Origin of the sequence: Microcoleus sp. B5-D4 (genome assembly GCF_036705145.1) — a bacterium.
Lineage (GTDB): Bacteria > Cyanobacteriota > Cyanobacteriia > Cyanobacteriales > Microcoleaceae > Microcoleus.
On record NZ_JAUBTV010000108.1, the window covers coordinates 1 to 13,917 of the forward strand.

The 13,917-nt window shown below is 46.6% G+C and carries 13 protein-coding genes and 1 pseudogene; 3 read left to right on the forward strand and 11 right to left on the reverse strand.

Annotation, left to right across the window (positions count from 1 at the left end):
• Window positions 1–134 precede the first annotated feature (134 nt).
• Window positions 135–455: a DUF2834 domain-containing protein gene (locus tag QUB10_RS30450; RefSeq protein ID WP_333151534.1), complete on the forward strand. Its 321-nt coding sequence runs from the start codon at window positions 135–137 to the stop codon at window positions 453–455.
• Between the two features lie 190 nt (window positions 456–645).
• Here QUB10_RS30450 and QUB10_RS30455 read toward each other — a convergent pair whose 3' ends face one another.
• Entirely contained in the window at window positions 646–1,878 is a 1,233-nt protein-coding gene (locus QUB10_RS30455) for a methionine gamma-lyase family protein (RefSeq protein ID WP_333151532.1), read from the reverse strand.
• Between the two features lie 80 nt (window positions 1,879–1,958).
• Between QUB10_RS30455 and QUB10_RS30460 the strand changes: the two genes are divergently transcribed.
• Together QUB10_RS30460 and QUB10_RS30465 are read left to right on the forward strand one after the other, a co-directional pair.
• Window positions 1,959–2,771, forward strand: a complete 813-nt coding sequence (locus QUB10_RS30460) for an acyl-CoA desaturase (RefSeq protein WP_333151530.1) — start codon at window positions 1,959–1,961, stop codon at window positions 2,769–2,771.
• Between the two features lie 357 nt (window positions 2,772–3,128).
• Complete coding sequence (locus QUB10_RS30465; RefSeq protein ID WP_333151528.1) at window positions 3,129–3,944, forward strand: fatty acid desaturase; 816 nt, start codon at window positions 3,129–3,131, stop codon at window positions 3,942–3,944.
• A gap of 139 nt (window positions 3,945–4,083) precedes the next feature.
• Here the strand turns inward: QUB10_RS30465 and QUB10_RS30470 are convergent, their stop codons facing one another.
• From QUB10_RS30470 to QUB10_RS30515, 10 genes and pseudogenes are all read right to left on the reverse strand, one after another.
• On the reverse strand, window positions 4,084–4,929 hold the full coding sequence (locus QUB10_RS30470) for an ABC transporter permease (protein ID WP_333151526.1): 846 nt from the start codon (window positions 4,927–4,929) through the stop codon (window positions 4,084–4,086).
• A gap of 84 nt (window positions 4,930–5,013) precedes the next feature.
• The gene (locus QUB10_RS30475) at window positions 5,014–5,925 is read right to left on the reverse strand and encodes an ABC transporter permease (RefSeq protein ID WP_333206918.1); all 912 of its coding nucleotides are present in this window, start codon (window positions 5,923–5,925) and stop codon (window positions 5,014–5,016) included.
• A gap of 228 nt (window positions 5,926–6,153) precedes the next feature.
• Entirely contained in the window at window positions 6,154–7,284 is a 1,131-nt protein-coding gene (locus QUB10_RS30480) for a spermidine/putrescine ABC transporter substrate-binding protein (RefSeq protein WP_333206919.1), read from the reverse strand.
• Window positions 7,285–7,510: 226 nt separating this feature from the next.
• Window positions 7,511–8,641 (reverse strand): ABC transporter ATP-binding protein, encoded by a 1,131-nt coding sequence (locus QUB10_RS30485; RefSeq protein ID WP_333206920.1) that lies wholly within the window; start codon window positions 8,639–8,641, stop codon window positions 7,511–7,513.
• 49 nt (window positions 8,642–8,690) lie between these two features.
• Window positions 8,691–8,840, reverse strand: coding sequence for a hypothetical protein (locus QUB10_RS30490; RefSeq protein ID WP_333151518.1), 150 nt, complete (start codon window positions 8,838–8,840; stop codon window positions 8,691–8,693).
• A 59-nt stretch (window positions 8,841–8,899) separates the two neighbouring features.
• Window positions 8,900–9,586, reverse strand: coding sequence for a DUF4340 domain-containing protein (locus QUB10_RS30495; RefSeq protein ID WP_333206921.1), 687 nt, complete (start codon window positions 9,584–9,586; stop codon window positions 8,900–8,902).
• 127 nt (window positions 9,587–9,713) lie between these two features.
• The gene (locus tag QUB10_RS30500) at window positions 9,714–11,780 is read right to left on the reverse strand and encodes a Gldg family protein (protein WP_333206922.1); all 2,067 of its coding nucleotides are present in this window, start codon (window positions 11,778–11,780) and stop codon (window positions 9,714–9,716) included.
• Between the two features lie 44 nt (window positions 11,781–11,824).
• Entirely contained in the window at window positions 11,825–12,727 is a 903-nt protein-coding gene (locus QUB10_RS30505) for an Rpn family recombination-promoting nuclease/putative transposase (RefSeq protein ID WP_333206923.1), read from the reverse strand.
• A 115-nt stretch (window positions 12,728–12,842) separates the two neighbouring features.
• Window positions 12,843–13,634 (reverse strand): ABC transporter permease, encoded by a 792-nt coding sequence (locus tag QUB10_RS30510; RefSeq protein WP_333206924.1) that lies wholly within the window; start codon window positions 13,632–13,634, stop codon window positions 12,843–12,845.
• Window positions 13,635–13,683: 49 nt separating this feature from the next.
• Window positions 13,684–13,917: pseudogene (locus tag QUB10_RS30515) on the reverse strand (hypothetical protein); the annotation flags it as partial.

A 13,917-nucleotide genomic window follows, 5' to 3' on the forward strand; every position in this document is an offset into this window, starting at 1 on the left:
CGCCCGTCCAAAAAGGACGGGCGGGACGCCCATCCCACTTTCAAGAGTGGAAGTTATTTAATTCTCATTCCTAAGCAATGCTGAGTAAACTCCCAAATACAGCGATTTTTAATTAACAAAGTGGAGGTTTGAAAATGTTGAAAATTGCCTACTTAATTTTCTGTATTCTAGGCACTGCTTTGCCCTACTCCCAGTTTGTCCCGTTTCTTTTAGAAGAAGGGTTGAATATTAAGGCGTTCTTCGGTGAGTTGTTTGCTAATCAAATTTCCGGTTTTTTCGGCATGGATGTAATAGTGTCATCCCTGGTTTTTGGTACTTTTGTATTTAGCGAAGGTTCGCGTCTAAAAATGAAAAACTTGTGGATTTATATTGTCAGTAACTTACTGGTGGGTGTTTCCCTGGGTTTGCCTTTATTTCTCTTAATGCGGCAGCGCAAAATTGAAGAAACATCTTGAGAGTTTTGTAGTTGTTGGGTTTTGCTTTCGCTAAACCCAACCTACACAATCTGAAAACCCAACATCAGCGTCAATCTGCGTGCATCTGCGGTTAAAAATCCTCAGATTCTTGCAAAAAATCTACTCTTTAATTCAAAACTCAGGGAAGAACAAGGAGCCCCCCTACCCCAAGAGGCACCGCCCCAACAACTTACTTAGCTGGGCCCACAGCCTCGATCGCATCCTCCAGGGCGATCGATACATGAGTCCAATGAGTCCCCCCCTGACAAAAAGCCACGTAAGGCTCCCGCAGAGGCCCGTCAGCCGAAAATTCCGACGTACTCCCATCAATAAAAGTACCCCCAGCCATCACTAACTGACTTTCATACCCGTGCATCGGAGCCGGCACCGGATCTAAATAGGAACCGACGGGGGAATTTTGCTGAACCGCGCGACAAAAAGCAATTAACTTATCAGCAGAACCGAATTCGATCGCCTGAATCACATCACGTCTTCTAGCCAAAGGCATAGGATTCACTCGATAACCCAACTTATAAAAAACATAAGCCGTCAAATGATTGCCCTTCATCGCCTCGCCCACACAACCGGGAGCCATAAACAAACCCTGAAACAGCAACCGATTCAAATCAAAAGTTGCGCCGCCGCTGCTGCCGATTCCCGGTGCCGTCAAGCGACAAGTTGCCGCCTCCACCAAATCCGCCCTGCCGGCGACGTAACCTCCAGCAGGGACGATCGTACCCCCCGGATTTTTGATTAAAGAACCAGCCATTAGATCCGCACCCACAGCAGTAGGTTCGCAATCATCAACAAACTCCCCGTAACAATTATCAACAAAGCAAATTGTGCTAGGATTCTGATGTTTGACTATGGCGACGATTTTTTCAATCTCAGAAATAGACAAACTCGACCGCCAAGAATAGCCGCAAGAGCGCTGGATAAAAACCAGGCGAGTCTTTGCTGAAATAGTAGAACTCAATGCCTGCCAATCCACACTTCCTTCGCGAGTTAGAGGCAACTCACGGTAACTAATGCCAAACTCAAGCAGTGAACCTTGACCTTGCCCCCGCAAGCCGATCACTTCTTCTAAAGTATCGTAGGGAGAACCAGCCACTGCCAACATTTCGTCACCAGGACGCAGGATGCCAAAAAGAGCACAGGCGATCGCGTGAGTACCCGAAACAAACTGTACCCGGACAGCCGCAGCCTGGGCCCCTACCACTTCGGCAAACACCCCGTCCAAAGTCTCCCGACCCAAATCATCGTGGCCGTAACCCGTAACCCCTGCAAAATGGTGGACTCCAACCCGGTGGCTGCGAAAAGCTTTTAAGACTCGTTGAAGATTTTGCTTGACTGTAGTGTCAATACCAGAAAAAATCTGAAAGAGTGCCTGTTCTGCTTCCTGTAGCCGTGAAACGCTATTCATCTATACCTCGCTCACCCTTTGCGTGCGCGGTGTTCATTATGGCGTAGATGCGGCCCCTAGTTTGTAAACATAATATATTCATGACGATTGCAACTTCCAAAAAAACTTCTCCTGATTGGCCTGTCATAGGCTTTATGGCCTTTCTGCACATCGGTGCTTTATTTGCTTTGCTGCCGGGTAATTTTAGCTGGTCTGCGGTCGGGCTAGCAGTATTCCTGCATTGGGTAACAGGTGGTTTAGGAATTACTCTCGGATTTCACCGCCTCGTCACCCACCGCAGTTTTCAAACACCGAAATGGCTAGAGTATTTTCTAGTTATTTGCGGTACCCTTTCCTGTGAAGGTGGCCCGATCGACTGGGTAGGAATGCACCGGTTACACCACATACATTCCGACACCGAAACAGATCCCCACGATTCCAATCAAGGCTTCTGGTGGAGCCACATGGGTTGGATGCTCTCGGATCTTCCGATCAGAGTTGAAATCCCCCGCTTTACTAAAGACATCGGCGACGACCCAGTATACAAGTTTCTCCAAGCATATTTTATCCCCATCCAAGTTGTCTTCGGTGTGTTGCTTTATTTATTAGGCGGCTGGTCTTTCGTGGTTTGGGGCGTGTTTCTGCGGATCGTGGTGGTGTTCCACTGCACTTGGCTGGTTAACAGCGCTACCCACAAATTCGGCTACCGCACCTACGAGTCGGGCGATCGCTCGACCAACTGCTGGTGGGTTGCCCTCCTTACCTACGGCGAAGGCTGGCACAACAACCACCACGCCTTTCAATACTCGGCTCGCCACGGTCTTCAATGGTGGGAAATCGACTTCACCTGGATGACAATTCAATTGCTGCAATCGCTGGGTTTGGCAACCAAAGTGAAATTAGCAGAAAAATAGCATGGGCAATGAGTCATGGGTTGTCGGTCATCAGTTCTGGACTAATGGCTCGTGACCAATGCCTCATCCTGTTGTTGCGATCGGTATAGGTTGGGTTGAACACTGATCGAGTCTTCGGGTGCGATCGACCCAACCAAAACCAGAATGAGTTATAATATAATTGGGAACAAAAAATTTTGTTTGGCAGCCAAATTTTTTATTTTCAAAATACAACCGTAAATCTTTTTCAATCCTAATCCCAAATCTATCATTGATTCTTTATTAGTTTGGGCAAGTATGCAGCAAAAAAGTTCACTGCTCAATCCCAACTATTATGCGTGAATCTAGCTCGGCATCTCATCAGAAATCAAAAAGAGAATGACAATTGCAACGCAAGAAAAACTCCAATACAATTGGAAGCACGTTATTAGTTTAGCAGGACTTCATATCGGCGCTTTGTTCGCACTGCTACCCAGTAACTTCAATTGGACAGCAGTTGGTTTAACAGTATTTATGCACTGGATAACCGGCGGTTTGGGAATAACTCTCGGATGGCATCGTATGCTCACCCACCGCAGTTTTCAGACACCAAAATTCGTAGAATACTTTCTAGCATTTTGCGGAGCCCTTGCCTGTCAAGGAGGAATAATTGATTGGGTTGGGCTGCACCGATTGCACCACACCCACTCTGACCAAAATGCGCTCGACCCTCACAATGCCCAAAAGGGTTTTTGGTGGAGTCACCTCGGCTGGATGCTATATAAAGGTCCAGCTCACGCTGAAATTCCCCGCTGCACAAAAGACATTTCAAGCGACCCGTTTTATCAATTTTTGCAAAATTACTTTCTGCCAATTCAAATCGCCTTTGGCGTCTTGCTTTACTTAGCAGCAGGCTGGCCTTTTGTAGTTTGGGTAATTTTTGTCCGCTTAGTTTTCGTGTATCACTGCACCTGGTTTGTTAACAGCGCCACTCACAAATTTGGCTACCGCACCCACGAAACAAAGGATAGTTCTACTAACTGTTGGTGGGTGGCTGTCCTGACTTATGGCGAAGGCTGGCACAACAACCACCATGCTTATCAATACTCTGCGCGTCACGGCATGGAATGGTGGGAAATTGACTTCACTTGGATGACAATTCAAGTCTTGGAAGCACTAGGTTTGGCTACTAAGGTGAAATTACCAGCCAAGTAGCAGCATGGGGCATGGGGCATGGGGCATGGGGCATAGGGCATGGGGCATGGGGCATTGGTAACAACTCACAAATAACCAACTGTCAACTGCCAACTGTCAACTGCCAACTGCCCACTGTCAACTGCCCACTGCCCACATCCTAATGAGTCCGTTTTTGCTCGCCCCGGCCGCGCAAATATTCCGCTAAAAACGCCAATCCTCCCGAACCTACTATCAACAGCACGCTGAGAGCATTAATATCCGGTTTTACCCCAGTCCGAATCCGGCTAAAAATTTCCATCGGCAGAGTTGTAGTCCCGCTACCTGCGGTAAAACTCGCAATCAAAAAATCGTCCATGCTGAGGACAAAAGACAGCAGACAACCCGAGACAATTCCGGGTATTAATTGAGGGAGCAAAACCTGAATAAAAGCTTCAACAGGCGTTGCACCCAAATCCAAGGCAGCCTCTTCTAAATACGGGTTTAAATCGGCCAATCTAGTAGAAACAGCTAGGGCGATGTAAGCCAGACAAAACACAATGTGAGCGGCGACAATTGTCCACAAACTCAGAGGAATAGCCAGCGCCGCTAAAAATACCAGAGTAGCAACTGCGGTCGCAATATCTGGAATAATAATCGGCAAGTAGGATACTCCCTGATATAAACTCTTGCCTGGAAAGCGGTAGCGGGCTAAACCAACTGCCATCAAAGTGCCTAGTACAGCCGAGATTGCAACTGCACACACAGCCACTGTTAAACTGTTTCTCAGGGCAATTAAAATCCGCGTATCGCTAAATAATTTAACGTACCAATCTAAAGTAAATCCTTCCCAACCTGCGCTAAAACGCGATTTGTTAAAGCTGTAAAAGGTGAGTACCAGGATAGGCAGGTACATATAAAAAAACATCAAAACGGCAAATATTACCTGCCAAGAAACCTTAAATTTAGGTTTTAAGTACATATCGGCTTGTATTTCCTCCTGTGGATTGTCGGCGGTCTTTTCCATTTCTCGGTAATGGGTAATGGGTAATTGGTAATTAGTAATTGGTTATTGGAACAGTCAACAGTCAACAGTCAACAGTCAACTAACTTAGATTGCATTACGATCGCCATATTTGAGTAAAAGCGCAATTCCAATACTCACTGCAAAGATTAATACCATACTCAGAGCCGAACCCAGACCCCAATTTTGAGTCGCCCCCAAAAATTGATTGTAAATCAAACGAGCCGCCGTCATGCTCGAAGCTCCACCGAGCAACTCTGGATCGACAAAATCGCCTAAACAGCTAATAAATACTAGCAAAGAACCCGCAGCAATTCCCGGCATCGTCTGAGGTACTGTCACTTTCCAGAAAGTTTCCACTGGATTCGCACCCAAATCCTGAGATGCTTCTAGCAACCTGCGGTCTAACTTTTCTAAAGATGCGTAGAGAATTGTCACGATATAAGGCAAATAACTGTAAGCCATGCCGATTAAAACTGCAGAACTTTGATTAAGCAATTCCAGAGGAGGAATGCCTACAAGTGCCAGCAGCGAGTTGAGAACCCCCGTAGGACGCAGAATTGTAATCCAAGCATACGATCGCAACAGCGAAGAAGTCCACAGCGGCAACACAAAGCCTAACAAAGTTAAATTCCGCCACTTTTTCGAGACATTGAGGGCTATCCAGTAAGCGACGGGAAATCCCAGCAGCAAACACAGAATAGTAGTCCCCGTTGCGAAAAAGAGCGATCGACCTATCACCTGTAAATTCAGCGGCTCAAACACTCGCAGGTAATTGCCGATTCCCGAAGGATTCACCAAGTCTCCCGGCTTAATATTCGGCACCAAACTAAGCTGAAAAATCACCAGAGTTGGTATGACTAATAATAAAAGCAGCAACAAGCCAGAAGGGCCCAGCAATGCCAGTGGCCCAGCCCACGCCGACCACGGGGAAACAGTTTCAGCCTTCAAAGAAGAATTGGGAGGAATAGGAGGGGGAGTTCTAGTTGAAACAGCCATAAATAATTGTTTTGAGTTTTGAGTTGTAATTTGTAGGGGCGGGTTTCACCTACAATCATCGCCTAAAATAAACAATCTCATAAACCCGCCCCCACCCCACGGTAAATCGAAATGTAATGTAGGGGCGGGTTTCACCTACAATCATCGCCTAAAATAAACAATCTCATAAACCCGCCCCCACCCCACGGTAAATCGAAATGTACATGAAATTTCTGGCAATAAATAAGATTAGCCGCTGGTTAATTGAGTCCAATAGCGATCGTACACGTCTATAAATTTTCCTACCGGAGCAACACCTTCGCAATTTTTCAAAGTAGCCTCAGAAGGGAAAAGAATTTCATTTTCGCGCACTTCCGGCGTCAGCAAACTAAAAGCATCTTCCGAAGGAGTTGAGAAACTGAGCCGTTCTACCAAAGAAGCAGCGACATCGGCTTGCAGCATAAAGTTAATCCACTTATAAGCTGCTTCTGGATTGGGAGCACCTTTAGGAATTACTAAAGTGTCAGTCCACAGAGAAGAACCGCTTTTTGGCACAACATAGCGCAATTTGTCATTATCTGGAATTACCTCATTAGCATCAGAAGAATAACACATAGCTACCTTCAAATCCCCCGTCAGCATTTGCGGCCGCCAAGCATCAGTGGTAAAAGATGCGATCGCCGGTTTGAGTTCAACCAACTTTTCGTAAGCTTGTTTCACTTGGTCTGGGTTCGTAGAATTGAGAGAATAGCCCAACATCCGCAGCGCAGCACCCATCACTTCTCGAACATCATTTGCCAGCGTCATTCGCCTTGCTAACTCCTGTTTGTGCTGCCACAAATAGTCCCAATCTTCTGGCTCTTCTTTGAGTTGTTCGCTGTTGTAAATTAAGCCTGTGGTTCCCCAACTCAAAGGGACGCTGTAGCGGTTTCCTGGGTCATATACGGGGTTTTGGAACTGTTTTTTTAGCCGATCGATCCCGCCCAAAATCGAGTGGTCTAATGGGGTCAACAGCCCCAGTTCCGTCATCTGAATCACCATGTAGTCAGACGGGTAAATGATGCTGTAGGCGCGGCCACCGCCAGCTTGAACCCTAGCCAGCATCGCCTCATTGGAGTCAAATACGTCTGCAACCACGCGAATGCCGGTTTTTTCGGCAAAGCGATCGAGCAAAGCGTTATCGGTATAGCCTGCCCAAGTATAGATGAAAAGTTGGTCGGCATCACCTTGGACGGGAGGAGCAGATTGCACGTCTGCAAGCCGCCAGCCACAACTCGAAACAGCTAAACCGGAAATTGTCGCCGCCGAATTTTTTAGGAACTGACGGCGTGTAGAATTAGCCGGGAAAATCCTGGAAATTGGTAAGTTAGTCGGAGGCACAGTTCGATTTTAGATTTTAGATTTTAGATTTTAGATTGGGGAATTGGGGATGGGGAAATTGGATTTTAGATTGGGGAATTTGTAATCAGGAATAATTGGTAAGGGGGAAATTCTCCCCTTCTCTTCCTTGTTCCTTTTTCTTTCTTCCTTTTTGTTGACATCCGTTACATCCGTTACATCCGTTACAGAATCCGTTGCCGAACTTCCTTCTTCCTTCGTTTCCCAATTATCCTCGATCGGTCAAAGCGAGACAATCAGTAGTTCCCCAGTAAGCGTAAATCGGCGTGTGCGGGTCTGGGAAAGAACCGCCGGTATTTGGTTGGCGCACAGTAATTTTATCGCCCGACGACAACTCAACGACGTAATGAACGTGCGTGCCCATGTACATAGTATTTTTGAGCCGTCCTTCAAAACAGTTGACGGACACTTCCGGCTGGTAGAGATTCAAATATACTTTTTCCGGCCGAACGCTGACCACAACAGAGTCGCCTGTGACACCACTCCACATATCCGACTGCTGAACGACTATTTTCAGATTGGCTGAGGTGCGAACTGTGATAGTCGATCGGTCGATCGATTCTACCGTACCCGCAAACAAATTCGTATCGCCAATAAAATCCGCCACAAAAGCCGTCTGCGGACACTCATAAATTTCTTCAGGAGAGCCAATTTGCTCAATCCTGCCCTCGTGCATCACCGCAATCCGGTCAGACAGACTCATCGCCTCTTCTTGGTCGTGAGTCACCATCACAAAAGTCAAACCCAATTCTTGATGCAAATTCGACAGTTCCAACTGCATCTGCTTCCGCAACTTCAAATCCAGAGCACCCAGGGGTTCGTCCAACAGCAGAACAGCCGGTCGATTTACCAGAGCTCTCGCCAAAGCCACCCGCTGCTGCTGGCCGCCCGACATTTGACCGGGAAACCTGTTGGCGAAAGATTCCATTTTCACCAATTGCAAAACTTCCCGTACCCGTTCTTCAATTTCTGCTTTCCCCAGCTTTTTGATCCGCAATCCAAAAGCGATATTGTCCCAGACATTCATGTGTCCGAACAAAGCATAGCTTTGAAACACAGTATTTACCGGACGGCGGTAAGCTGGAGTGTTGGTCATCGACTGGCCGCGAATCATCAATTCGCCCGCCGAGGGAGTCTCGAACCCAGCGATTAAGCGCAGCGTCGTAGTCTTGCCGCAGCCACTGGGCCCGAGGATGCTAAAAAATTCTCCTTGGCGGATGTTGAGGTCAACTCCACGGACTGCGGTTTCGCCGTTAAATACCTTAAAGACCTTGCGGAGTTCAACGTCAAGCGCTGTATCCGTTGCTGTCGTACCTTGGTTGAGTGCTGTCTGAAACATATTCGCCCTTTCCTGGGGGTAATGCACGCCACTTAAATACAGTTTAAGTTTAGACTTTTCTGTATTTTAGGTGAGGAATGTTGGATGTAACAGGTTTTGGGATTTGTTCTTTAAATTCTATCCCAGAGCGCACCATTGTCAGCAACAGGCAAGATGCCTGTTCCACAAGAAGAAAATTCACTCTTTGTGGAACAGGCATCTTGCCTGTTCATAAAAGGCTTATTGAGAATGGTACAACATCTCAGATCGATCGGCCATCTATTGATTCTCAGGACTTGGCGTGGGAGAGGGTTTTTGCGGTTTCTCTGTTTTGGGTGCTTCTGCTTTTTTCCACTCTGACAAAGGTCGCTGAGTGGCATTTTTAAAGTCAAAAGGCACTAGCAGCACGGGCAAATTTTGGGCGGAATTTTGAGGGGGCGCTTCCGGCGGATTGGCTTGAGCGTACAAGAAGCGGCCGCTAAAGTCTGTTTTGCCTAAAACTAGGCGGTGAGTTTCCTGGTTGTCCAGTTTTACTGTGACTGTAGCTTGGGGTTGGTCGAGACCGAATTCTGGCAGTTGAGCTGCAGTAATATTAATTGTGCGATCGCTCTTTCCTGTTGCTAGCCTGTCTAGCAAAAAATCCACTGATGCCTGACTCGCGTGTGCTTGCACTGGCAATTTCATTTCCCAGCTAGACTTGCCTCCTTTTGTAGCATAAACTCGCTCAAAAGTCAATATTTTTTCGGGAGTTTTGACTGTAAAGAATTGTACGCGATCGGAGTTAAAAGCAAAAATTTTCTGTTTTTCTTCCTTAGCGGCTTCCTGTTTAGGAGATATTTGCATCTCGAACAAAGCAACCAACCCAGTCATGCTCAACGCGACGGCTATCAATACTAATGTATTTTTCTGCAATTTCATAGTAACTGGGAATTGGGCATTGGGAATTGGGCATTGGGCATTGGGCATTGGGCATTGGGCATTGGGAATTGGGGAGTTTGTTATTAATAACAACTGACAACTGTCAACTGTCAACTGACAACTGTCAACTGACAACTGTCAACTGACAACTGTCAACTGTCAACTGACAACTAACTTATCTTCTCTTCCACCAGATAGCGCCGCCAATTCCCAGTCCGAGTAAAGGCCACATTAGCCAAGCTAAAACCAGCAATCCTACTTGGATGGCCGTCATGTTAATGCGGCGGTTGGTAGCTTTTTTCGGACTGATAGAAAAGCTTTGCTGGTCTGGTTTACTCAACCAACTCACTGAATTGAGAAACACGTCGCTATTAAGTTGTTGGTCAAACCAACCGTTAGTCACAAATTGAGATGTGCCAATTACTACCATTCGGGATGTTTTTCTAGAAGCTGAAGGCACAGAAGGAGTTGCGGTTGGACTCGGAGATGCTGTGGGAGATGCTGTGGGAGATGCTGTGGGTGTTGGCGAAGTCGTTGGTAATGCTGGAGGCGTTGCTTCTTGCGAGACAATCACCGAATAGCTGATTGGGGAAGCTGTTGGCGAAGTTGTCGGTGATGGCGAAGTTGTCGGTGATGGTGAATCTGTCGGCGATGGGGAAGTTGTCGGCGATGGGGAAGTTGTCGGTGATGGTGAAGTTGTCGGTGATGGTGAAGTTGTCGGTGATGGTGAAGTTGTTGGCGATGGTGAATCTGTCGGCGATGGTGAATCTATCGGCGATGGGGAATCTATCGGCGATGGGGAAGTTGTCGGCGATGGTGAATCTGTCGGCGATGGTGAATCTGTCGGTGATGGTGAATCTGTCGGTGATGGTGAATCTGTCGGTGATGGTGATGTTGTCGGTGATGCTTGGGGTGAAGGCGAGGGCGAAGTTGGTGTTGGTGAAGGTGAGGGCTTTAAGGGAGTGCTGTCAGTGGACGATCGAACTAAAGCTACACCTAATAATAGCGGGCCTTGTCGATCGGTCTTTTGATCAAACTCCAATTTCCTCGTCGTCAAATCGCTTTCCGCCCAACTTTCTTGACTCGTCCAAATCAGCGGTTTTTCCTCTATCCCTTCTACTGGCGAGGTTTCCAAAGCACGCGCAAACGGATAGAAAGAAATACCGGTGCCAAAACTTTGAGTAATCGGATGTTCGCCGTAGCGCCTGACTGTGGGAACCGTGGGGCCCAGGCCAAATCTTTGACCAGTGCCCGAAGCATCGATGGCTAAACGGGTGTCTAGTTTGACGCCCCATTCTTGTAGCATTTTGTCCAATCCCGTATCAATTGCCGGGTCTACCATTAACAATAAACTGCCGCCGCGATCGAGATAAGCTTTTAGTGCTTTAATTTCTGTATCGGAAAACGGTTTGTCCTGCCCCGGAACGATTAAAGCATCTGCATCTTCTGGCACTTCTTTTCGTTCGGTCAAATTCAGCGTTTGGGCGTTGTAGTATTTATCTTTCAGAGCTTTTTCAGCTTGCTGAATTCCGCCTTGACCTTCCTTTATCGGGCGGGCTCCTTTGCCTTGCAAAAAGTAAACTGTAGCAACGCGAGTGCTCAGGATTTCTTCTAAGCCATTGGTAAGTTTTATCTCTGAAAGCCCTTGATTTGGGTCGCTACCAAAAGCAGTGCCACCTTTTTGCAGTACCTGTTTTTTGTCGCCAGATTGCAGGTAAACTTCTCCGATGCTAGTAATGCTAAATTCCCGCGCTTTTCCCGGTTGGGTCTGCGGGTCAACAAACTCGAATTGGAATTTTTCGCCTCCCTCGCGTTTGTAGCTTTGCAGCAATTCTTTAATTTGGGGGTTTTGGATGGGGTCAAATACCCAAACTTTGACTGTTTGTTGCAAATTTCGCAGTATTTGTTGAGTCTGCGGGGCGAGGGTAAATTGTTGGCTTTCGGTTAAGTCGATGCGGACGGGATAGCGAACTGCTATGAAGTTAATTACTCCGAGAATCACAAAGACGGCGAGGGTGGCAATCAGGGCGTTAGTGCTGGCTTGAGTGGAACGCTGCCCCCAAAAGCTTTGTTCGTAACTCAAATATAGCAGCCAAAGTGCGATCGTCACTGCTCCGGCAATAACTAAACCGACTGTCAGCGGGTCCCATACTCCAGATACAAGTGCTGCTGTTACCCCCGCTGCGATGAGGAGGGGGCCCAGCAAAAAAACGTATTTCCAATTTGTTTTGCTAATTTTCATAAGGTAAATATTGCGTGACAAAATTCCGCTTCGAGGATGTTATTCTATATCGCATTAGCCTGCAACCAGGCTGTTAAATCTGACGGATGGTTGAAATCGATCACGGCATCTCCTAGTGCTTCTAATTCCTCTATGCCTAATTGACGGATGCAGTTTTCAGTTTCTGGTTGTATTGTGCCTAAGCGCTTCACTAGCTGACGCAATATTAACGATAGTTGAGCAGTTTTTGTCACCTGTTCTCTTGCTACATCTATGGCAATCTGCTGGTCTTGAATCCACAGTTCTTGCTTCTGCAATTCATTTAATTCTTCCTGAGTGAAATTTTCCTCGTTGGCAATTCTAAAAGCTTTCTGAATTTCGGGAACTGCCCTCAATGTTTCTGGTACTGTCTCCAGAGTGCTGGTATTTTCGAGAAAGTAAATCCATTGCTCTGCGGTTGTTTCTAATGCTGCTAATTCCTTGCTAAATTTTGGCAGTTCGATAAATACTAATTCTATTTCAGTATCGGGATAGTCAAACTGTTGCTCTTTTTCTTGAAAAACAAAGCGCGACATAAATTCTGGCTGATTTTCAAACATTTCAAAGTCGGCAATTTTTAAGGAAATTACTTTTTTTAGTCTTTCGTAGCGTTCTTTTCCTGTTAATTGCTGGCTGTAGCTTTTGGCAGCGTTGTACAAAACTCTATTGCCGAAGGAAGGCACGTTGAGGAATTGAATTTCAACTAGGGCGATTCGGCCGCCGTTAATTGTGGCTTTGACATCTAGGTGTGTGTCTTGGGTTGCGAGAGTTTGAGGTTCTGGTTGGGAGTCGATTATTTCTAAGTCTTCGATGACGGGCTGTGCTTCATAAAGGATGGCGTTTAAAAAATTAATCAGGATGTCTTTGCTGTCGCTGGAACCGAATATTTTTTTGAACGCAAAGTCGATCTTGGGATTGATAAATCTCATTGTTTGAGGTATTTTGTAGAATGATTCACAGGGAAAAAATAACCTTCCCTTTGCTCTTTACTTGTCTTTACTTCGGCAAAAATAACCTGCTCTGTCTCTGCCTTGCCTAATGTTTTTAAGAACGCTGATATCGCAAGGCATCGATGGATTGGGCGGTCAGAAATACTCCTAAAATGATGTAACTGGCAAACATAATTAAACTGCTGGTATCGAAAACTCCCTTGACAAGATTGGTGTAATTTGTTAGGAGCGACAAATGTCCTAATGCTGTTCCGAATGGGCCACCGATACTGACGGCGACTGCATCGATCACCCAGAGAAATAATACTAGAGCGAAGGTGAGGATGGCGGATAAAATTGTGCTGTCGGTGAGGGAGGAAATAAACATTCCGAGCGACAATACTCCTGCTGCTAGTAATATTAAGCCACCGTGTCCTAGCAGAAGAACTCCGGGGGGTACGGGTGGGGTTGAGGAACTGAGGGCGATCGCCTCGCAGAAAAGCAGAGGCAGTAACATTGTGGTATAAAATGTTAAAACTCCCAGGAGTTTGCCGGTAGCAACTGCCCAGTTTGTTAAGGGCGATGTGGCTAATAGTTCTAAGGTGCCGCGTTTGCGTTCTTCTGCGTAAAGTCCCATTGAGAGTGCGGGTAGTACGAACAAGGAAAGGGAACCCATGATTCGCAGGAAGAGTTGCAGGAATTCGTAGGCTACGTCGATGGGAGGTTCGGTAATTCCCATTTGGTCTCGCTGACCAATTTGGGGAATTAACCCGTCGGGGGCGAGGAGGATGGCTATCAAAAAGTAGCCGGTGATTAGCCAAAAGACTGCTGCGATGGCATAGGCTAATGGTGAGGCAAAATAGCTTTGTAGTTCTTTGCGGTAAATTGCGATAATATTACTAATCATTACTAACCTTTAGGAATCGGAAATGGGTAATTCGGCATTGGTAATTGGTTCATTCTGAGTCGCCTGCGGGTGGTGTTTCACTGCTGTCGCTATCCTGTTTTTTTCTTTCTATTTGTCGCTTTTTGGTAACAGGTGGCTGTTCTGGTAGAGAATCGCTACTCGGTTGTGGCTTTTTTTTAATTGGCCGATTTTTTACAACAGGTTGGGGTTCTGGCTCAGAAGGTTCGATCGACTCTACTGTTTCTACAATAAGTAGATTTTCGACAACCGGTTCTGGCTCAGA

Excerpts from the sequence above, each read along its gene's own strand:
- QUB10_RS30450 (WP_333151534.1), top strand. The coding sequence starts at position 135 with ATGTTGAAAATTGCCTACTTAATTTTCTGTATTCTAGGCACTGCTTTG.
- QUB10_RS30455 (WP_333151532.1), bottom strand. The coding sequence starts at position 1,878 with ATGAATAGCGTTTCACGGCTACAGGAAGCAGAACAGGCACTCTTTCAG.
- QUB10_RS30460 (WP_333151530.1), top strand. The coding sequence starts at position 1,959 with ATGACGATTGCAACTTCCAAAAAAACTTCTCCTGATTGGCCTGTCATA.
- QUB10_RS30465 (WP_333151528.1), top strand. The coding sequence starts at position 3,129 with ATGACAATTGCAACGCAAGAAAAACTCCAATACAATTGGAAGCACGTT.
- QUB10_RS30470 (WP_333151526.1), bottom strand. The coding sequence starts at position 4,929 with ATGGAAAAGACCGCCGACAATCCACAGGAGGAAATACAAGCCGATATG.
- QUB10_RS30475 (WP_333206918.1), bottom strand. The coding sequence starts at position 5,925 with ATGGCTGTTTCAACTAGAACTCCCCCTCCTATTCCTCCCAATTCTTCT.
- QUB10_RS30485 (WP_333206920.1), bottom strand. The coding sequence starts at position 8,641 with ATGTTTCAGACAGCACTCAACCAAGGTACGACAGCAACGGATACAGCG.
- QUB10_RS30490 (WP_333151518.1), bottom strand. The coding sequence starts at position 8,840 with ATGCCTGTTCCACAAAGAGTGAATTTTCTTCTTGTGGAACAGGCATCT.
- QUB10_RS30495 (WP_333206921.1), bottom strand. The coding sequence starts at position 9,586 with ATGCCCAATGCCCAATGCCCAATTCCCAATGCCCAATTCCCAGTTACT.
- QUB10_RS30500 (WP_333206922.1), bottom strand. The coding sequence starts at position 11,780 with ATGAAAATTAGCAAAACAAATTGGAAATACGTTTTTTTGCTGGGCCCC.
- QUB10_RS30505 (WP_333206923.1), bottom strand. The coding sequence starts at position 12,727 with ATGAGATTTATCAATCCCAAGATCGACTTTGCGTTCAAAAAAATATTC.
- QUB10_RS30510 (WP_333206924.1), bottom strand. The coding sequence starts at position 13,634 with ATGATTAGTAATATTATCGCAATTTACCGCAAAGAACTACAAAGCTAT.